A 20,548-nucleotide genomic window follows, 5' to 3' on the forward strand; every position below is an offset into this window, starting at 1 on the left:
TAGGCGGAATGATAAATCTCGCGTCAAAGATTTGTCTTCCCTAAAGACAGCCGTCTGTATTCGTTTTTTTTGCCGATGGCGGAGTGGCTTTGGCGTCTGTCTCAACGGGTGCTTGCCCAATATTCAAATACGCCCAAAGTACCGCAAAAAGGGGTGTTAGCAGATTGAAGAAAGCGTAAGGTAAGTAAGCAAACGGATTGACCAGCAGCACACTCATCATAGTAGCGCCACACGTATTCCATGGCACAAGAGGCGAGCTGAGCGTCCCCGCGTCTTCAACGGTTCGAGACAAGTTTTTTGGGTGGAGTTTCCGTCGCTGATAGGCCTCGCTGTACATGCGTCCTGGCACAATGATTGAAAGGTACTGATCGGGTGCCACGATATTGGTGGCAAAGCAGGTTCCTACGGTAGCGGTAACCAGAGCTCCGGTGCTGTGAACGCCCTTCAAAATAGCCGCAGCGACACTCTCGAGCATGCGGCTTCCTTCCATGATGCCTCCCAGGCTCAAAGCACAGAGTATTAGGGAAACGGTCCACATCATCTTGTCGAGTCCACCGCCTGACAGCAATTCGTCGATCGACGTCTCACCAGTTGAAGACTCGTATCCGTAATGCATGACATTGACTAGGTCAGCAATGTCAGCCTTTTGCAGAGCTATTGCAATTATTGCTCCAGCTCCCACAGCCGCGGCGAGGGCGGGAAGTGCACTGAGACGCATTATACTCATGACAATGACCACTACTGGTGGAAGAAGTAAGAGGGGGCTTAAGTGAAATTGAGAAGAAAGCACGGTTTGCATTTCCTGAACTTCCATTGTCGAAACGTCAGACTGACTCGCTGAGTAACCGATAATAGAATACAATATGAGTGATAATAAAAAGGCGGGGGCAGTGGTGTAAGCCATGTGCCGAATGTGGTCGAATAGTTCCACACCGGTTACGGCTGGAGCCAGATTCGTGGAATCACTAAGAGGGGACATCTTGTCGCCGAAGTACGCTCCTGATACGATGGCTCCCGCCACCATGGCGGGGGGCATGGCCAACCCATTTCCTACGCCCATTAAAGCCACTCCCACAGTGCTTGCAGTTGTCCAGGAACTGCCCGTTGAGAGGGAAATCACGGTGCAAATCACGCAGGTAGCGGGCAAAAAGACTTTCGGGTTGAGAAGCTCTAGCCCAAGCGAGATCAAATACGGCACCACTCCTGCGATCATCCAGACCGCAATGAGCATGCCGATCACCATCAAGATGATGATCGCTTTAGTTCCGACTGCGATACCATGTAGCATTCCTTTTTCGAGAGCTGACCAGGGAGCTCCGTTTAAGCGGGCAACCAGTGCCGTAACGATTGCTGTCAAAGCTAGCGGAATATGCGGGTCTTTCCCGAAAACGAGAATGGTAATTCCCATGGAAGCGAGCAGGAAGGCGATCGGAATCAGAGGAATCCAAAGCGGTGGTACTGGGATAAGTGGGTCGTTACGAGGGGTGCTCATGGCTAGTTGACTCCCAGCGCTTCCGCGACCCGCTGCATGGGCAAGGCGTGGATGACGGTACCATTAATCCCCTCCATAGTTTCCGCAGCGGTGAGCGCGTTCAAAATAGCCTCTTCGGTTGCTTGGATCGTCGCCTGGAATAATTGGTCGATCGAAGCATTGTCCAGCATGGTAACCCGGTGTAGTTCCTCGTTTTCGGTTTCTTCGATTACCGCGGTGCTAAATGCGAGGAAGAAGTCGCCAGAAGAGTTTGCTCCATAACCCCCAGTGCGCCCGATGCCAAGAGGAACGCGCCGGCACAAGCGCTTTAGCTGATGTGGTAGTAATGGCGCGTCAGTCGCTATCACGACCAGAATGGAGTTACCTTCGCCGGACTGTGGTGATGAATGGATTTCTGGCATTAAATCGTTGAATCGCAGCCCTACTCGAACCCCTGCGATGGTCAGATCTTCGCGCCGACCATAGTTGGCTTGGACAATCGCCCCGATTGTGTATCCACTTTTTGTAATACGTGAAGCGGTACCGATACCGCTCTTAAACTGATGGCATACCATCCCGGTTCCACCGCCAACATTGCCTTCCGCGATCGGCCCACCTTGGGCGGCATCCAGAGCCTCTAAGACATGCTTTCGCTTGACGTGGTGGCCATGAATGTCGTTGAGGCGACCGTCCCACGTTTCCCCAACGACGGGCAAAGAGGCCCATCCTGTTTCGGTGTCCGAATTATGAAAGCTCCTGGCTCGTCGCCAGTGAATGGATGCTTCGTAGACAGCGCCCACACTGTGTGTATTGGTGAAGAGAATCGGCTCTTCCAGAAATCCGGACTCGTCGATCCAGGCAGTTCCAGTCATCTCTCCATTGCCGTTGAGACTCGAGTAGGAAGCGAAGACGGGCCGATAGTCATGGCCCGTTGGCAGGATTGCGGTCACCCCAGTTCGAACGGGGCCTTTGCCGATTCTTAGGCTTCCAGAACCTTTCACGATCGTGGCGTGTCCGACCGCGACTCCCGATACGTCGGTGATTGCATTGAACTTGCCTGGAACGCCCTCAAAAGGAATGCCCCAATCACGGGCCCGTTTAGCGTTTGCGAAGCCTAGTTGGGCCACGAGAAAGATTGTGAGTACACTGGTTATCAATGATCTTATCATACCGATAGGATCCACGTTACAAATCCAACTCCCTGTGCCCAGCAAAATGTGTCCTTCGATAGTCTGAGTGAATCGAACTGTGTTCTCTTCGGATTCCAGGTTGGTGGACCCGCCTTCGCAATGGCTTTAGCGTTCACTAGGATTTCCTTCTTCAAAGCGATTCTCGAATAGGAGATGCGAATTAACTACCAGATTGAATCTGGATCACGGTTAAGTCGGAAGATGTAATTGTATAGGAAATACGAAGAATGGGAAGTGAATGATTTTGAGACAAGCCAAGGTAAGCAGGACGGTTTCAACCGCCTCTGCTTAAGGTGATAGGTTAATAGGCACTCAGTACTGTACTTTAAGGAATAAACGTTTATGCTCTAAAGTGCAGGTTTACGTGAGATTTACTGATTGGAGAGTCGGGCTTAGAGTCATAAGTATATGAGGATCGAGCCAGCCCTCCCTATCTTATTCTCCGACTCGCCTTGGCAGTCGGCAGGCTGTATTTCTTGAATCAATCACTTTTATCCTTTGGAGCACATGTCTCAGAGGCGACAAATAGTATTTTTTTGTGCTACTTGTTTTTAAATCGCTTTTCGATTTTTGCTTTGAGTTGAGCGACTATTTCCAGTTGATGGTCCGCGACGTTGCGGGTTTCACCTTCTAGAGTACGGTGATCGTAGAGCTCGATGTAGCCATCTGTATGAGCGATCATTCGATGTGTTTTAGTGCGTATGGTATGACCATAGCCTCTGCTAAAATAACCGAAGGCGTCGTGTCCCGGGGTTTCGGGTTCCTCAAGTATGGGTTTCAGGGATACGCCGTCGACGTACTTCGCTTTCGGAATACCAGAGAGTTCGACGAGTGTCGGGAAAACGTCCACGGTTTCGACCATGGAATGACTTAGCTTGCCAGGACTGGGCATGCCTGGGTAGCTGATAATAAGTGGTGAGCGGAGGGATTCCTCGAAGAGGGAGTGTTTGCCCCATATCGAATGTTCTCCCAAGTGCCATCCGTGATCACCCCAAAGGACAATAATAGTGTTATCGCGGATACCGAGAGAGTCGAGGCGATCGAGTAGGCGACCTACTTGTGCATCGGCATAGCTGACACAGGCCGCATAGTGTTTGCGGACTTGCAAAGAGTAGTCGGCATTGGTGTTGGGGTCCATGCCGTCACGCTTGTACTTATAAAATTCTCCCGACTTGTGCCAGGTTGTACGGCCCTTCGGTTTCCGAGGGTGAGGTACTTCCGGGAGTTCAGCGTCTGCGTAGAGATCCAGATATTTCTTGGGAGCACCGAAAGGCAAATGTGGTCGGAGGATGCCGAATGCCAGAAAGAAAGGCTTGTCGTTTTCCTTTGTTGCAAGGGATTCAAGCTGCTCGATTGCCTGGTCGGAGCTGATGCCATCCGGGTAGATATGGTCCGGACCCTCATAAGCTTGAAGTAGGTCCATCTGACTGGCGTCACCTCGAATTTCTCCATGGGCTTGTCCGTGCATCCAGCCTCTGGGGTGTTGCCAGGCACCGGCCCTAAGTAAGTGTCGATCCCAGGAAAGGGGCATTTCCGGAATGGTTTGATCGTCCCAATCGGGGCCTCCGCGACCGCCAGGGTGATGGGACACTTTTCCTACCGAGATTGTGCGATAGCCATTTTGACGAAACCAAGCGGGCATGCTAGGAGGAGAGGCATTTGCATTTCTGGCGAGGTCCTCCGCCCGATCAAACAGAGCCGTGTTGCTGGGACCGCCGTATGTTCCGGTTAGTAGTGTGTAGCGCGACGCACCGCAGGTGGGGGCTTGGACGTAATGCTTGTAGAAGGCGCGACCTTCCGCGGCGAGCCTATCGATATTTGGAGAGTGGATGTAGTCGACCCCGTAGCAGTTTAATTCCGGTCTTAAGTCGTCTACGCAAATAAGGAGTACATTCGGCTTCTTTTCCGCAGCGAACAGACTGAGCGACGCGATTGCGACTAGTAGGGGTGGAAGGCATTTCATTGAATGGGAGCATTTGGAAGCAGAATCACATTTCAAGCCTGTATGCCGGCCGTACTCGTTTTGGGTGAATCGTGATGAACAGAACACTACTCTATAAATATCGATTTTGCTGGATTCGCTTCCCGCGACCGGCTTCACCGACTTTGGTTCGCTTGGATACTCCGGCTACGGAGAATTTGACGGAGGCTCCCGGCTCGCCCCAGCCCCAAACTGGGACCGGCATCTCGCGTTGCAAAACCATGTGCTCGGAAAACAGGGAGGCCAGCTCTAGCTGTGACGTTTCAGCTTGAACCTGAAGAGCCAATAACAGAGTGGTTAGGGCCCTGCAAAAATTCTTAAGCAGCATTTCGATACTCTTTAGTAATGAAGAGAAATTGCAAGTGACTCCCCGTTCCGACTGCCGCTCTGCCAGGAACTAGTTTGTGACATTAGAATTGGTTCTGACCGCGATTGTAAAGGATTGGAGGATACGATGAGCTTGCCCATTGACCCCAGTGAATGTTGTGCCATAGAGTTCCGTCCTAGTGAAGAAATTGACCATTCCACTAATAGTCCTCGTCGCAAATTTGGCTTTTGCTGAGCCGACGGATTTTGATCGGCGGTTGTTTCACGCTCCGCCCAAGCCCCTTTCGCCTGATGCGGTGACTGAAGACTGGCCGCGGTTTTTGGGTCCGCGGCATGATCTGCACTCCAGGGAAACCGAGTTGCTTAAGTCCTGGCCGGCGGACGGGCCTAATCGCGTCTGGGAAGTAGAGCGAGGAAACGGGCATGCGCCCGCGGTCGTCTCGGGCAACTACTTGGTCATGATCCATGAGTTGAATGGGAGTGAGACGATTGAATGCTTAGAGCCCGAAACCGGGAAGCAGCATTGGATACACGACTATCCAGTTGAATTGGGTTCCAGTTATGGAATTGCGGACGCGCCGCGTTCTGGACCGGTTATCCATGGAGAGCTTGTTTTCACGGTTGGAGTGAGGGGTGACCTGATCTGTTTTGACTTGGAAAAAGGCAATGTGGTTTGGAGCAGGAATCTAGACGAAGTGTATGGACCGGCTCCGCTCTTTTTTGGTCGAGGAAGCTGTCCAGTGGTCCATGGGGAACAGCTGATCGTCAATATTGGGGGTCAGATGTGTGTCGCCAGTTTTCACATAAGAACCGGAAAGTTGATCTGGAAAATGGAGCATGAATGGCATGCGAGTTATGCGTCGCCTGTTCCAGCGATGCTTCACGGTGAGGATCGGGTTCTCGTATTTGCGGGGGGGATGGTTCGTCCTCCTACAGGGGGACTGTTGAGTATCGATCCCGATACGGGGGCCCTAGACTCCGATTTTCCTTGGAGAGCTCGAATGTATGCCTCGGTCAATGCCGCCTCACCCGTGGTCGTGGGTAACTCGGTCTTCATTACGGAGGGATACTCCGAAGGCGGGGCGCTAATCGATTTTGCACCGGATGGTTCTTCAACCCTTCGCTGGAAGGCGGATCGCTTTAGGGGTCAATTCACAACACCGATTGCCCATGAAGGTTATCTTTATGGTGTCGACGGTACTGCTGGCACGGAAGTGGTATGCTATGAGATAGCGTCAGGTCGCGAGATGTGGCGTGACGGGATTTATCTCAAGGACGCGCGGCTGGGAAGGGCCAGCCTGCTTCGGGTTGATGGCGCGTTCCTTTGTATTGGCGGACAGGGTACGTTGCTTTGGCTTGATCTAAATTCTACAGGGGCCAAAATCTTGGCGGAAACGCAGTTGTTTCAGGCCCCGGAGACATGGGGGGTGCCGACCGTGAATCGCGGCTTGCTCTTTGTGAACCAGAACGCCACGGGGTCGCGTCTGATTTGCTACGACTTGCGAAAGTAAAAAGGCATCACTAGCCACAAGGGCAATATTTCTCGTTGGCGCCTAAATAGTAATCCTGAATTTCTTAAAACTTATTTGAATTGCCCACGCCCAACACTTTCCGGCCCCCAAGCACGGTAAAGGCAACGCCGCAGTTTTCAGTTCCGTGGAATTGGTCGGGTGGATGCTGAGTCACTGAGCCAGGTATAGGATTCGGCTTCCTCTTATACGTTTCAGAGTGAATCGATACGACTGGTTTCGTCAAGTTTGGCTCTAGCTGGTGGGTTTTTCGTGACAAGTCTGGGAATCGCTTTAATTCTCTTTGCAGTCACATCTCCGATGAAAAATTGCCCATTTCGATTAATCCTAAACGCGAGTGCACTGGTCCTTTGTTCCTTCAGTTTTGCCGATCCTGGGAGTGACGGTAATTGGCTATCTTGGCGAGGTCCCAGTGGTGATGGAGTTGCTGCGATGGGACAGAATATTCCGACTAAGTGGTCGGAAACGCAGCATCTTAAGTGGAAGGCTCCGGTGCCGGGGCGGGGGCATTCCACGCCTATTGTTGTCGGCGATCGCATTTTCCTGACCACGGCCCGCGAAGAGGAGGAATCCCAATCCGTTCTCTGCTATTCATTTTCGACGGGAGACTTGATCTGGGAAAAAGTTCTTTTGGAGGGGCTTTTACCGGAAAAGATTCATCGAAAGAATACCCATGCCTCGCCCAGCGTGGCGAGCGATGGAGACAAAATATTTGCTGTGTTCTTTTTGGCGGGAGATCGGCTTCGGCTTTTCTCACTGGATTTGAATGGGAATGAATTGTGGCAGCTCGACGTAGGACGTTTCTACCCCGAGCAGTCATTTGGTTATGGAACGACTCCCCTTCTAGCCGCAGGGAATGTTATTGTTGCTGCCGAAAGCCAAGGAGAGGGATACATAGCCGCGTTTGACGCAAGCTCAGGCAAAGAAGTGTGGCGAACCATGCGTAAGGCGATACGATCGTCCCATGGATCGCCTGTTTTAGCCAACTTTGGAGGTGAAGATCAAATTGTCCTCAATGGAGCCGACCGGGTTGCCAGTTATGATCCGCAAACTGGACGCGAATTTTGGTCCGTGGAAGGCGGGGACCCCTTGATTGCCAATTCGGTGGTTTGGAAAGACGGGGTGGTCTTTGCGTCGGGAGGTTATCCGGGAAGAGAAACATGGGCCATTGATGTAGCCAGCGGGAAAAGTATTTGGAGTTCGCAAGTAAAATGTTACGAGCAATCGATGCTCGTGGTGGGCGATTATTTGTATGGAGTTGCGGAAGGGGGACTGGTTCATTGCTGGGATCCCAATTCAGGGGAGATCCTTTGGCGTGAACGGTTGCCCAAAGGTTCTGAGTGCGCATCTCCTGTATTGGCAAACGGATACATCCTTCACGCTAACGAGGAGGGCAAGGTATTCGTGATCAAACCGAATTCGGAGAGGCTTGAGCTAGTTGCAGAAAACCAATTGGGGGAAGAGATATTCGCGTCTCCCGTTGTCTGCCGTGACCGGATTTTAATTCGTTCCGCCAGTTACAATGGCGAAGCCCGCAGTGAGACTCTGTATTCAATCGGTTTTTGAATACGGTATTACAGTTTGGTCGCTGAAAAGAATTTGGAGTTGAATTACCCGCTGCCTAAGTCAACCTGGGTTTATTGTTTCACCCTGCCTGATCTAGCAGGTAGCTGGGTTCGATGTAGGGGTAGTCCGAGTCAAACTCAGTCAAGGGATGGGGGTTTTCCTCAATTGCATGAGGCCGCCTTTCGCTTCCAAGCTTGTTGCGCAACCCGTCACCGATCCGGTCACCCATGTCCTCCATGCGTTTTTTGAGGTCCTTCACGATGTCGGGATGTTGGGCGGCGACATTGTTCTGCTCCGAAAGGTCTTTTGACAAATTGAATAGTTCTGGCTTGGACGTATCGACATCTCGTCGTCCAGCGCTGGCGAATCGTAATTTCCAATCCCCTACACGAACTGCTTGAAGCTGATCGACGAGATAGTAGAAAAAAGCATCGCAGGGGCTCTGGGCTCCGGGTTCCCCTCTCCAAATTGGGCTGACATCATGTCCGTCGCGGATGGGATCGTCGCTGAGGGGTTTTCCCAAGATAGCGGCGATAGTGGGGTAGAAGTCCATCGCAGTGACGAGCTCTTTGGAAACCGATCCCGCCTCGATTTGCCCGGGCCATTTCATGATACAAGGAACGCGCATGCCGCCCTCCCACGTTTGGCCTTTGGTGCCACGCAAGGCACCGTTGCTACCTCCGTGTTGGTCTACTCGGCTACCGTTGTCAGAAGTGAAAATAACGATAGTGTTATCCTCGAGGCCGAGGCGTTTCAATTCGGCAACTATGACCCCCGTGCTCCAGTCCACCGCGGCTACCGCGGCACCGTAAATGCCATTGCGGGAAGCCTGGAGAAACGGGTCCATCACGTAGTGCGGCAGATGGACATGCATGTGAGCAAAATAAAGAAAGAAAGGATTCTCTTTGTTCTCACGAATAAAAGTCACGGCCTCCTCGGTATAGCTTTGAATTAAGGGGGCCTGTTTGGGCTGCTCGGCGATGACCTCCTCATTGCGCAAAAGGGGCAGAGGCGGGCTTTTCGGACGGCGAGGCATGATCGCCATATCATTACTGTAGGGGATCCCGTAATACGAATCGAATCCGTGCCGAGTGGGCAGGTGTTCCAATTGGTCTCCCAAATGCCATTTCCCCACATGACTGGTCGCGTATCCCTGCCACTTCAAGTACTCTGGTAGCAAGAGCTCATTTGGATGGAGACCTTCGGCGAAGCCCGGAAACAGTACCCAGCTCGTGCGACTTTCCTTGAAGGCGTCAAATCCGACCCGACCAGGATACCCACCCGTCAGCAGGGCGGCCCGCGATGGTGTACAGACGGGACTGGCAGAATAATAGTCGGTAAAGCGCATGCCGTCCACGGCTAACTGATCCACGTGAGGCGTGTCGTTTTCATCCGAACCGTAGCACCCGAGGTCCCCGTATCCTAGATCGTCTACGTAGATTAATACAATGTTGGGCTTGCGCTCGCCTGCAGAACAAAGGGACGAAGGAACAAACAAAGCGAGGAGAATCAAGATGGCGTATGGCATGGGCGTAGACTCACGCTTTTTCCGAGAATCGGCAAGTGTGCTTTTCAGTTAGCCTCGATAAACAAATATGGACGACTTGGGGCATTCAAGTCGGCCCTAGCTGGACAAATTGCCAGATGCCCTCAAACTCTACTTAGTTTAAAAATCGGAAAAAAAGTACCTTACTCGCTTCAGCTTGAGCCACCTAGGAATCATTGTATAAGAATAGGGTGCGACTAGTAAGTAGGGTTTAATGGTTGTTAGGGCTACTTGCCGTTCTGCTGAGATTGCGGTCCAAGCCTTAAGGATCCACAGCTGTTCGTTGATCCGCAACTGACCAAGGATAGTCAGCCTTACCTCAGAGACCACTCTGTGGTGTTTCTTTCAGTGCACACCATTCAAACTTTCTTCAGCTTTCATTCGATCGTGGTGTTGTTTGGGAATATGAAATTGGGAATGGTGAGGATTGAAAAGGGGGGGTTCTCGTTGACAGGTTAGCAAGTGTAGGTGCAGTGTGTTTTTTTGTCTGGCAAGGGAATTTGGACGTATGGGAAGATTATTGATGAGATAGTCTTCCAAAACCGCGATCGAAGAGTACTGACCACAAGAAGGTTAAGACTGTGCTTGGGCAACGATCTACTCATGGCGAACGCTTTACTCTATTCCTGCAGCATACTCTCGGCTGTGTCCTTTTTGTGGTACGCGATCGATTGCCTGACTACCGTACGAATGAAACTCGAATTTGAGCGGTATGGCCTTGATCGATACAGAATACTGACCGGCATCCTTCAAATTTGTGGAGTAATCGGCCTTTGGATCGGATACGTGGTTCCTGTAATCGGTGTTTTAGCTGCCTCAGGTCTCGCTATCCAGATGGTTCTAGCACTGTGCGTACGGATAAGGATTAAGGATGGGCTTCTGAGCTCGCTACCGGCGGTGTTCTATCTAATTCTTAACACAGGATTGGTCTACTTATATCTGCAGGGTGTTTGAATAGAAGGCTAGGAACGCAGTAAGCAGCAAGATGGTGGCGGCAGGCATGGACTTCGCGGGCGGATCTTTAATTTTCATGTGCCAAGCAACCGCTCCGAGCATCAGGAAGGCTAGTACGAGCGAGGACGGAAGTACGGCTTGGGGAATGAATAGGCCAACGAGAAGGCCGATCGCGGCACTCACCTTTATAACACCCACCAAGGCAACCGACCACGCTGGCAGTCCGTATGCGGCAAATTCTTCCGTCATGTTTATTGCTTGGCCGCCTCGGTAGGGAGAAGGTTTTTTAAACCTTAGCACCCAAACATTGAGGATCCCTAGTCCCACTATTATCTGACACGCAATTGCTAAATATTCCATGGCGATTAGTTTCTTTCAAAAGGTATTCGATGAGGTGAGTCGGGTTTTCCCGTCACAGAGTAGTTCTCCATTCAGAAAGAATACTGGAGGGTGCTCGCGAATAAGTCAAAGCTTTCAAAGCCCTCATAAAGATAGATTTTCAACGCTCGGGAATGAACAAAGGGCGACCCATCAGCCAATGGTGCGTCAATAAAATGCCTGCTTGATGGGCTAGCCGTTCTTTTGGAGCGTTCCGGTTGGCAGTTTGGTTAAAATACCGAACCCTTCTCTTTCGGCGGCTTCTAGGCTTGTACAGGGGCCATTGGGTCCTAGGGTTCCCATCCGATGAGAATACACTCCGTTTGGCGAGTCGTTTGCTTCTCGAGTTTGATCTGAATTTCGATGCAAAGAGTTGTTATCCCCTTTTTGGTCCTGCTGACCGTTTGGACGAATAGTCTGGCTTCAAAGACGGAGGAGGTATTTTGGCCGGGCTGGTTGGGGCCGAATCGGGATGGCCAGGTAGATTATTTTGAGGCGCCTACTCAATGGCCGCAAGATTTGCAGAGGGTCTGGAGCAAGGAAGTTGGCGAGGGATCGAGTATGCCGATTGTGGTGGACGGTCGGGTCTATCAGCACGCTCGACAAAGTGGTGAAGAGGTGGTTTGGTGTTTAAGTTTGGATAGCGGCGAGGTGCTTTGGCGAAAAAGTGATCGTGTTCCGTATCAGATTTCCCATTTCGGCGAGCGTCATGGAGACGGTCCGCTTTCTAATCCAACTTATGCCAATGGACGCCTCTTCACGCTAAGCGTTACGGGGGTACTCTCTGCTTGGGCGGCGGACTCGGGCGAGCGACTTTGGCGGAGGGACTATGCGGATCGTTATCTACATGCACACCCGAAATGGGGGCATTCTACTTCGCCGCTTGTGGACGGCGAGCAGGTTGTGGTGCATTTTGGGGGCGACGATGACGGGGTACTGGTGGCACTTGACGTCGCAACGGGCGAGGAAGTTTGGACGGAAGGAGAGGACGGAGCCAGTCATGCTTCGCCCATCCTAGTCGAAATCGACGGAGTGCACCAAATTGTGGAATGGAACGGCGATTCGGTGGTCGGGCTGGAGAGCCAGACGGGGCGTCGTTTGTGGTCTTACTTCTTGCCGCATCGCGGTTCTAACCAAAATTCCCCGACGCCGGTTCATTATCAGGGCTGCTTCATTGTCGGGGGCGAGAACCGAGGAATTCGCAGTCTGGAGCCGATTTTGGAAAACGGAAATTGGCGGGTAGAGGAAAAATGGCATCAGCGAAATGTCTCCCTCAACATGGCCAGCGCCATCCTGAGCGAAGGGAGCTTGTACGGATTGTCGCATTTCCGGCAGGGACAGTTTTTCCGGATGGATCCGATGACAGGGGAAGTTATCTGGACTGGTCTGTCGCGAATGGGTGAATACGCGACATTTTTGGCGATCACTGGGCATGTTGTTGTTCTTAGAGACGATGCTACTTTGGATGTTCTTGTAGCCGGTGAAAACGAGTATCGGCCGGCCGCATCTTTCGAGGTAGGGGAAAGCCCGACTTGGACCGCACCGGTGTTGTTGCAGAATGGGATCCTAGTTAAGGATCGGAGGAACCTTTATCGGTGGAAGTTCGCTAAGGATTAAGACGAAAGGTTGAAGGTGTAGTACTGGATATTGAATCGGGGGTTCCTCTGCCACCTTGAGGCTCGCTTTACAGGAAGGGTTTGAAAAGCCAGCCTGCTGTAAATGAAGGCAGCTTTGTAAGAGCGTTGGGAAGTGGTAAGGCGGCGTTTCTAGATCTGACGCTACCGGTGGAAGACAATCGATAAAGGTTGTGCCACAGCATTTCCGCGGACTTGTGGGGAGTTCCGAGCTAGGAGGTGGTTATCGACAATTTATGGGGCCGGCTTGTGGAAGTTTACGTCAGTGGATGAAAAACAGAGCCGATGGTCTAAAAACCGGTCGAACGGCGTTTTAACGACCGATTAGTGGACTGTGCAACTAGGGTAACCGGATTGAGGTTTTTTGGGATTTTGATACCCCAAAGGTTGGTCCTAACTACCTAATAAACTGACTAACGAATTTGGCAAAAATCCTGAGGTGTTTAGTCGCCGTCAGGTCTGGTCGCTCTTTCAAGCTCTTCTAGCTCGGCCTCTTCCGCGGCAATTCGGGCTTCCTCGGCGGCCTTCTCCTCGGCTTCCCTCGCCGCTCGGAGTTTTTCGGCTTTGGCTTCTTCGCGGGCCATGCGCTTTTCGCGTTTCTTCTGTTCACGCTCGAGGCGCTTGTAGTCTTTGCTAGGTGTCGATGCCATTGTAACTAGGGTTGATAATATTCGTTTGGTGGATTCGCCAGTTGGGTAAAATCAGGCCCAAAATCTAAGCGAATCATAGCTGTAAACTTCAAACCCATAGAGGAGGCGGGGTGGGATCAAGTAAGAAAATGTTTCTTGAGTGCTTTCCGCTCTCGAATTTGCCCCCGCAAAAAGGGGATCTGTTAAAAGAGAAGGCTTTTTAACGGTTGCGGCAAATGGCTGCCTACCGATCCGGCCGCTTTTGGCGAAAGAGCCATGTCAGGAAATCTGTTTCTGGATCGCAATGGTCGCTGCTGAATTGAGTCGTTCCATTGTCGCCGCCTGGAATAATCTTTCCGGGAATGTTGTGTCTGTCGCCTTTGAATGTAGTGAACTTCATGTTTCCACCTAGTTGTTTCATTTCATTAAACAAATTGAGGTTTCGATCGTAGGGACAGGTGGGGTCTAGGTCTCCGTGAAAGGCCCAGATTGGGACGTTCTTAATCAGGGTGGCATCGATAAACGGTGCTGTATTCGTTAGGCCGGTACCAGCGGAAGGGGCTATGGCAGCAAAATAGTCGGGGTCAAGCTGAACAAGGATATTCGTGCCATGGCCACCCATGGAATGGCCCATCATGTAGATGCGAGCGGTGTCCACAGAGGGCAGTCCTGAGATGATCTGCTGTATCTTTTCAAGGTCTGACTTCTGATAAAGTTCGGTAACCTGTGGGGCGAGCACGTAGCAAGGATAGTTTCTGCGAACATCCTCATCTGCCAAATGCTGATTCCAAATCTTGAGCTGCCTCCGGTTGTCGGTACCTCTGCCTCCTCCGCCGTGCAGAGAAACGATAACCGGATATATGTGACCGGGTTCGTAATCCAGTGGTTTCATTAAGCTATGAATCATGATGGCGTCATCTTGTGGCTCATACAAGTCGATCCAGTCGGTTTGAGTGGGTGTGTTGCTTTCCTGTGCGATGAGAGAGGTAGTGATAACTGCCGTAAACAGGTAAGAAGCGATTCTAAGTAAGTTCATCTAATTTTGGGGATGGAGTGGCTACAAATCGGAAAAGAAGGAATGGGCGTAGCCCATTCTGCAAGGCAATATTTGTTTTTCTGGTGCTGCTTTTAGTTGCTCTTGATTTTAGAATTGTCTAACTACGGCCAATTGAGGAATTGTTTATTTGGAGATATGCTCAGCAAACTACTTCTTGCTCTAGGTCTTTCGGTACTGATCCTCGGTTGTTCCACACTAGATGAACGAGTAGACCCCTTAGTGGGTGTTTGGGATTATGAGATCTTCAATCTGCCAAGAGGCGAGCCGTTAGGATACTTTACATTGTCGAAAATCGACGACCAGTACAACCTAGTGCTATCAAATGCTAAGGGGCTATTGGAGGTGGAGGATGTATCCATTGAGAAGGAGTGCATAGTGGGCGGGCAATTCGTTTCCGAAGGATATACGATCGACTTGAGGGGCGTCTTTGACGGAAATACATTCGAAGGTAATATCGATGCCGAAGGGAACGTGTTTCGAATGGAAGCGCTAAAACGAGAGTAGTTAGGTAGCTGGGTGGTTCTGAGGCCTAGGATGTCTAAATCTTAACTGGGCGGAGATCGCCTTTTTAGTTAAGCGAAGATCCGTCGAAATCGTATCGGTCGGACAACCTAGGTTGACGTAAGGCCACACACCTTACTGTTTTGAAGTGAGAAGTGTTTCCTCGCTCTCCCTGCAGTTCTTTCGTTTGTTGTGCTTGCCCATGGGCAGTCATTCGTTGCGATGCCACCGGACCAGAGCGCTTTGGTAACGGGTGTCCCGATTCTGACTTGGATCCGATCCTGAAATTCGATGCGGATTGGAATGTGGTGGAGAGCTTTGGCGGTGGGATGTTTATCTGGCCGCATGGTCTGTTTGTGAACGAAGACAGAAATGTTTGGATGACGGATGCCGTAAGGCCGGATATAACCCCTGCGGGAATGCAGGTCTAAAAAGTAGTTAAGTTTAGCCCGTCTGGCGAGGTTTTGATGACCCTAGGCGTACAGAGCAAAGCGGATTATCAGTTTAACGTGCCGGCAAACGTTGTCATCGAGAAAAATAGGTATATACTTATCGCGGATGGACTTAGCGCGGACGGCTATTTTTAGCAGATCGATTCAACAATCGGCTGCAAATCCTAGAGTAGGACGGGACGTATGTTGCCCAATGGACCCAGTTTGTAAGGCCCAGCGGGGTGTTCTTTGTTGAACGCGATAAAATCTACGTTTCCGATTCCGAGTCGGACTATGTGCAAAATCGGGGTTGAGAAATGGTTATCCGTATTGGTGATGCCAAGACCGATTGGGTGGACTATTTCATCTTGCTGCCAACAGGAGACCCACGATTCACCAAGGGCAATGGGGCGGAGTTTGTTACCGCGGATGCGGCCGGAAATCTCTATGGAGGCAAGCCCAGCACCCGGAAATTTCAGAAGTACGTCCGGGTGAGGCCGTGAGATTCGGGTTACGGTGAATATTCTAAGTATTGAGGATCTGTGAGGCTTTTCAGAAAGGCCACAAGAGCACGTTCATCTGCTTCAGAAAGCCGAATGCCTTCTGGTGGGTGCTTCGCCAGATTCGGATCCAATGTTTCACTATTGTGGATCCCGCTATTGTAGTGGGTAACCACATCCTCAAGTGTTGCCAGGCTTCCATCGTGCATGTAGGGTGCGGTTAGTTCAATGTTGCGTAGCGAAGGGGTGGCGAACTTGAATCGGTCTGAAATTTTGGCGGTGTATTCATATTTCCCCAAGTCTTTGGAGGGGAAAAGACCGTTATTATGAAATTGGTTATCGGTAAAAAGGGCTCCTCCATGGCAGTGAAAGCAATCCGCCCCAAAACGGTTGGATCGAGGCTCGTACTCCGTCATGAAGAGTTCAAATCCACGTTTTTCCTCTTTGGTCAATTTGGTCTTTCCGGAAATGGCTTCATCAAATCTGGAGTGGTAGGAGACAAGTGTTAGAAGATAGTTCTCTAGGGCTAGTTCAATGTGCTCCTGGGTGATTGTTCCAGGGTTGAACGCCTTTGCAAAAAGTTCCTTGTAGCGAGTTTCCGCTTGTAGTTTTTTGATCACCTGGTCGACACTCGACCCCATCTCGTTCAGAGCGAGGATAGGATGAAAGACCTGTTCGCGAAGGGAAGTTGCCCGACCATCCCAGAAGAACGCTTCCTTCCATGCCAGATTGAAGAGAGGCATAGAATGGCGCCGTGTCATCGTGCTGTTCGTGCCCGTACTTTGGATGCGGGTATCGGAAAACGCGTTCTTCGGATTATGGCAGGTGACGCAGGAAATGGTATTGTGCGTTGATAAGATGGGATCGAAGAACAGCTCTTTCCCCAGTTCCACTCTTTCGGTGACAAGCGGGTTGTCAGTGGGGAGATCGGGCATTGGGAAATGCCGGCTCATTTTAAATTCATAAGGTGTATGGAGATCGGGTAGGTCGATCGGCCTCGGAGGAGTGGATTTCTTTTTTGGGCTGAATTCTTGTATGCGATTGATCTGGAAGGAGCCAAGCAGGTTCTGTACTAGCTTGAGAGCAATGTCATCTGCTTTGTGGGAATGTGTGGAGTAACCGTCATTTTGAAATGATAGTGACTGCGGGCTTCCAAGAACCTTATTTAGATCAAAACCTATTTCAATCAGGGTATGTTCAATATGAAAGAGATTGAGCGGCAACTGGATCGGAACAAGATTTACGTCATTGGCCAAATGATACACGAAGCCACCGATTTTGCCCTCGGGAAATCTAACACGTCCCTCTAGGGCCATGAATATGTAGCCGGTAGCCCAGGTCCAGTGAAGGTTGTTATAATCCGGATGGAGGGCGTGCCGAATGGGGTATTGGCTAGGGTCGGAGTGATTCAGATCTTCTGGTAATCCAATGTTGAATCGGATCGAGCGATAGGTATTGGGAGGTAGCAGAAAATCAATGCTTGTTAGGCGCTTGGCCGCATCGATGTATCCAATTGTGTCAACTTCAACCCAATTGCCACTACTGGTTTCAAGGGCAATTTCGCTTATGAGGTAGCTGACTCGAGAAAGAGAATAAGTTTCGTCGCTTGTGGATTTGTACCGTAGTGAGTCCAGGAAAAGTAGTGCCCCGTCGGATTCGTGTGTGAATACCAGTCGCAAAGTGGGATCGTCCTCTGCCTTTAAAAAGTGAAAAAGAGGACATAGGAGCGATACTAACAGGATCCTAATTTTCACTGAGGCAAATCGCTGTATCCGCCCCCTAGTTCGCTGTCTTTGGCAAGACAGGCATTGTAGGCTGCCAAAGCGGTTCCCTCAAGCGTCTGAATACTTAGGGGACTTTGTTCATTGAGATCAAATGCCGGGGATCCTATGTTGTAGAATTCGAAACTTGGAGTGTCGGTGTTCGACGTAGGGTCGCCAAAGATGATTAGTTTGTAATCCGGATAGTCCCCAGCGATGATCGCCCTTCCGTTCGTTGTTCCGGTACGCTCGGCGACAACAAATCGATCTTTGATATCAGTTCCTCTCAGGATGGGAACGATGCTTTGTGAGTGGACACTTTGTGATGACAGGCTGGGAACTGCCGTTTCATCAATTCTAGCCAGCTCTAGGATCGTGGAAAACAAGTCGATACAATGTACTAGTTTTTCCGTTGAACTGCCCGCTTCCACATCCACCCAGGGTCCTTTAGCGATCATGGGGACATGGATACCACCATTGTAGAGATCCCCTTTAGAGTTGCCTTCTCCAAAGGGCGCTTGGACAACTTGGTTAGGCGTCCCGTTGTCGCCCAGTAGAATGACCTGAGTGCGGGCAGGGTTGACCGCTTCCAGTAGGCGCCCGATCTCGGTGTCGAGTGCTTCCAGAGCTTTGCGATATCGGAACTGATTATTTGATTCTCCTGATTCTTGGATCGAGTACCCGCTGTCCGGAGCCAACTCAGGGGGCGGATCGTGAAATGGTGTGTGTGGCGCGTTAAAGGCTACCCAAGCAAACCAGGGCGTTCCGTTGGCCTCGTTTTCTTCAATGAAAGTCGTCGCGTGGTTCACCTGATCGGTTGTCGAGTAGACTGTGGTATCAGCGGTTGTTCCGTTACTGTTCTTGGTCCAATTGAAGTAGTCTTGCACACCACCGCGATCTATTCCGTAAAACTCCGGCCAGCCTCCACGCGAATTATAGCCGTTATTCTGCCCGCCGAGGTGCCACTTGCCTACTGATAGAAGGCTGTGTGGGGCGTTCATAGAAGTGAATATTTCAGGTAAGGTGATTTCGTCCTGACCATTTGAAAATAGGCCGCTGTCCTGGGGGGTACCGACATTATGTTGGAAAGGCTGTCTGCCAGTAAGTATCGTTGCCCGTGTGGGTGAGCAAAGGGGTTGCGAGTAGGCACGCGTAAATCGCAGACCCTCCTCCGACAGTTGGCCCAGATTGGGCATAGACGCCAACAAGACGTCGGGAAGATCGTTATCTAGGGGACTCGCGTCCACTCCCCAGTCGTCCACAATCATTAGGAGAATGTTGGTGTGGACTGTGTAGGTCCCGCTCTGCGAAGTCTCGCCTGTATAATTGGCAGCCAGGTTAAATTCGCCGATTCCCAGACTGTCTAGTGGAAAATCGAAAGTGATCTCGTTTTGTGTCGGTCGGGATACATTGGCATTCGAAATATTGATTGCGTGCCCCGCAAAGGTGATTGTCGAGGGAAGTGTGCTCAGATTGGTGGGACCTCCTGACATCGAGATGGTAATTGCCGAGAGTTCGCCGCTAAAGTCCGGTGGATCCATTGGCTCGTAATCGAAGCCACTATCGTCAAAAGGAGCGACATTCAGAGTTTCGACGCGATAGAACTGTCGCTGACTGCGTTCGGCTTCGGACGAATAGTTGAAGTTGACCTCGCTTCCACTCGCAACCACCTGCAGTCCAATTTCCTTCCAGTCATCACTTTCCCCTAAATCGGAAGATGTCTGTAGTTTGTAGGTTGCTCCTTCGACGCCTGACCAAACTAGGGAAATCTCTTCTTTGGTAGGGTCGGTGAACTCGATGTGTTTAACTACTGGAGGAATTTCGGGTCCTCCCTCAAAATATGTCTTCACGACTGCATTAGACTCATCATTCCCAGGAACGTCGTTTACGTTATCTCCGATGGGGTCACCAAAAAACGAACGACCAATGTTGTATGGAAACACAGGTGTGCCTAACTCATCAATACAAACAAAATATGCCCATGTGCCTTCAGGAAATTCGGGTGTAACGCAAAAACGTGTATTGTGCTCATTGAGATCGAAATCGATTCCCAAGGTCTGTCCCAAATCTCCGAGATAGTCATTGTCTTCCATGTAACGACCGAGGGGATACCGATTACTGACATTGGGACCAGAGGCAAAGGTTCTTAATCCGGAGTAGACCCGAGTAGCCCAAGTAGGCCAAGCTGTTCGAGGCGAACCGTTGCTGGAGATATCAGTTCGGATTTGAAATCCCGAACGCATTCGACTAATTTCGCTAGAGTCGTCTAGTGGATCAGAGAAGGCATAAGGTCCATATACGGGAAGTCCATCGCGTGCCCAGGCGAGGATGGGCGAATGCTTCCCATTGAAGTTCTCAGTGTAGGTGTTTGTTTCAGGGTTGTAGTCGACACTGTCTCCGAGCTGGTGTCGCAAGGCGGGTGGGTTGGCGTGGTAGTGGTAGCGTCCCATTGCCTGGTGCGCGTTGCCCGAGTCGAAAGTGACGCTTTCATTGACAAATGCATCACGATTCCAAGTTCCGTCTCCTAGTGGTCCGTTTACTTCGCTGCCGGTAGACGACCGATACGAAAAGGCATCCCGCGAATCGAACATAGAGACGCCATTGACGAAATATCCAATCGGTCCTCCACCTGTCAGCGTCTTTTGAGCGACGGACTCGGGATCGACCGGGTTGCGAGGTAGACGATACAAAACCGATTGGTTGCTGGGGTAGTTGGGAAACAGGTTGGTCTTCGCTTGGTTGAGGTACCAGGGACCCATTATGTGGCTAGCGAGATTTGTAGTGCGAATGTATATCCATGCATCGGTGTAGCTTATTTCGTGGATCCCGGCGTAGGTAGGGATCGATTGTACGCCGGCACCACGACTCCAGGTGGTGACCGTACTCAAATTCCCCTCGTCACTCAGGGTCTCATAGATCCGCGCATAGTTTCCAGAATAGTCAGTGAACCACGAGGATAAGCGAGGCTCGCTGTAGAGCCATTCCGTACAGAAAAAAAGAATCAAAAAGCCTAAGTTGCTAATTCTCATAAGAAGTCACCGCATCTGGCTATGCTGTATTCAAAGCCGACGTTTGATCGATCGGTTATTAGTCC

At 50.9% G+C, this 20,548-nt stretch carries 17 protein-coding genes; 7 read left to right on the top strand and 10 right to left on the bottom strand.

Annotated elements, in window-relative coordinates:
* Window positions 1-40 precede the first annotated feature (40 nt).
* The 4 genes from nhaC to GA004_RS07350 form a co-directional block, all read right to left on the bottom strand.
* Complete coding sequence (gene nhaC, locus GA004_RS07335) at window positions 41-1,492, bottom strand: Na+/H+ antiporter NhaC (RefSeq protein ID WP_283396670.1); 1,452 nt, start codon at window positions 1,490-1,492, stop codon at window positions 41-43.
* A gap of 2 nt (window positions 1,493-1,494) precedes the next feature.
* Window positions 1,495-2,640 (bottom strand): DmpA family aminopeptidase, encoded by a 1,146-nt coding sequence (locus tag GA004_RS07340; RefSeq protein WP_283396671.1) that lies wholly within the window; start codon window positions 2,638-2,640, stop codon window positions 1,495-1,497.
* A 562-nt stretch (window positions 2,641-3,202) separates the two neighbouring features.
* The gene (locus GA004_RS07345) at window positions 3,203-4,624 is read right to left on the bottom strand and encodes a sulfatase (RefSeq protein ID WP_283396672.1); all 1,422 of its coding nucleotides are present in this window, start codon (window positions 4,622-4,624) and stop codon (window positions 3,203-3,205) included.
* A gap of 91 nt (window positions 4,625-4,715) precedes the next feature.
* Complete coding sequence (locus GA004_RS07350; protein WP_283396673.1) at window positions 4,716-4,970, bottom strand: hypothetical protein; 255 nt, start codon at window positions 4,968-4,970, stop codon at window positions 4,716-4,718.
* A 178-nt stretch (window positions 4,971-5,148) separates the two neighbouring features.
* Between GA004_RS07350 and GA004_RS07355 the strand changes: the two genes are divergently transcribed.
* Window positions 5,149-6,480 (top strand): PQQ-binding-like beta-propeller repeat protein, encoded by a 1,332-nt coding sequence (locus GA004_RS07355; RefSeq protein ID WP_283396674.1) that lies wholly within the window; start codon window positions 5,149-5,151, stop codon window positions 6,478-6,480.
* A gap of 318 nt (window positions 6,481-6,798) precedes the next feature.
* Window positions 6,799-8,064, top strand: a complete 1,266-nt coding sequence (locus tag GA004_RS07360) for an outer membrane protein assembly factor BamB family protein (protein ID WP_283396675.1) — start codon at window positions 6,799-6,801, stop codon at window positions 8,062-8,064.
* Between the two features lie 79 nt (window positions 8,065-8,143).
* Here GA004_RS07360 and GA004_RS07365 read toward each other — a convergent pair whose 3' ends face one another.
* On the bottom strand, window positions 8,144-9,592 hold the full coding sequence (locus GA004_RS07365) for a sulfatase family protein (protein WP_283396676.1): 1,449 nt from the start codon (window positions 9,590-9,592) through the stop codon (window positions 8,144-8,146).
* 621 nt (window positions 9,593-10,213) lie between these two features.
* Between GA004_RS07365 and GA004_RS07370 the strand changes: the two genes are divergently transcribed.
* Complete coding sequence (locus GA004_RS07370; protein WP_283396677.1) at window positions 10,214-10,564, top strand: DoxX family protein; 351 nt, start codon at window positions 10,214-10,216, stop codon at window positions 10,562-10,564.
* Here the strand turns inward: GA004_RS07370 and GA004_RS07375 are convergent.
* Window positions 10,544-10,924: a DoxX family protein gene (locus tag GA004_RS07375; RefSeq protein ID WP_283396678.1), complete on the bottom strand. Its 381-nt coding sequence runs from the start codon at window positions 10,922-10,924 to the stop codon at window positions 10,544-10,546. The genes GA004_RS07370 and GA004_RS07375 overlap by 21 nt on opposite strands.
* Window positions 10,925-11,305: 381 nt before the next feature.
* Between GA004_RS07375 and GA004_RS07380 the strand changes: the two genes are divergently transcribed.
* Window positions 11,306-12,559, top strand: a complete 1,254-nt coding sequence (locus tag GA004_RS07380) for a PQQ-binding-like beta-propeller repeat protein (protein ID WP_283396679.1) — start codon at window positions 11,306-11,308, stop codon at window positions 12,557-12,559.
* 460 nt (window positions 12,560-13,019) lie between these two features.
* Here GA004_RS07380 and GA004_RS07385 read toward each other — a convergent pair whose 3' ends face one another.
* Complete coding sequence (locus GA004_RS07385; RefSeq protein ID WP_283396680.1) at window positions 13,020-13,226, bottom strand: hypothetical protein; 207 nt, start codon at window positions 13,224-13,226, stop codon at window positions 13,020-13,022.
* 223 nt (window positions 13,227-13,449) lie between these two features.
* A complete protein-coding gene (locus GA004_RS07390; RefSeq protein ID WP_283396681.1) occupies window positions 13,450-14,241 on the bottom strand; it encodes a carboxylesterase family protein in 792 nt (263 codons plus the stop codon).
* Window positions 14,242-14,397: 156 nt separating this feature from the next.
* On the opposite strand from GA004_RS07390, the gene GA004_RS07395 reads away from it, so the two are divergent.
* The 3 genes from GA004_RS07395 (at window position 14,398) to GA004_RS07405 (ending at window position 15,697) form a co-directional block, all read left to right on the top strand.
* Window positions 14,398-14,766 (top strand): hypothetical protein, encoded by a 369-nt coding sequence (locus tag GA004_RS07395; RefSeq protein WP_283396682.1) that lies wholly within the window; start codon window positions 14,398-14,400, stop codon window positions 14,764-14,766.
* Window positions 14,767-14,918: 152 nt separating this feature from the next.
* A complete protein-coding gene (locus tag GA004_RS07400; RefSeq protein WP_283396683.1) occupies window positions 14,919-15,194 on the top strand; it encodes a hypothetical protein in 276 nt (91 codons plus the stop codon).
* A 317-nt stretch (window positions 15,195-15,511) separates the two neighbouring features.
* A complete protein-coding gene (locus GA004_RS07405; protein ID WP_283396684.1) occupies window positions 15,512-15,697 on the top strand; it encodes a hypothetical protein in 186 nt (61 codons plus the stop codon).
* Between the two features lie 8 nt (window positions 15,698-15,705).
* Here GA004_RS07405 and GA004_RS07410 read toward each other — a convergent pair whose 3' ends face one another.
* Window positions 15,706-17,448, bottom strand: coding sequence for an MbnP family protein (locus tag GA004_RS07410; protein ID WP_283396685.1), 1,743 nt, complete (start codon window positions 17,446-17,448; stop codon window positions 15,706-15,708).
* A complete protein-coding gene (locus GA004_RS07415) occupies window positions 17,445-20,483 on the bottom strand; it encodes a YHYH protein (protein ID WP_283396686.1) in 3,039 nt (1,012 codons plus the stop codon). The genes GA004_RS07410 and GA004_RS07415 overlap by 4 nt, the downstream gene beginning before the upstream one ends.
* Window positions 20,484-20,548 lie beyond the last annotated feature (65 nt).

The organism is Candidatus Pelagisphaera phototrophica (assembly GCF_014529625.1).
GTDB classification, from domain to species: domain Bacteria; phylum Verrucomicrobiota; class Verrucomicrobiia; order Opitutales; family Opitutaceae; genus Pelagisphaera; species Pelagisphaera phototrophica.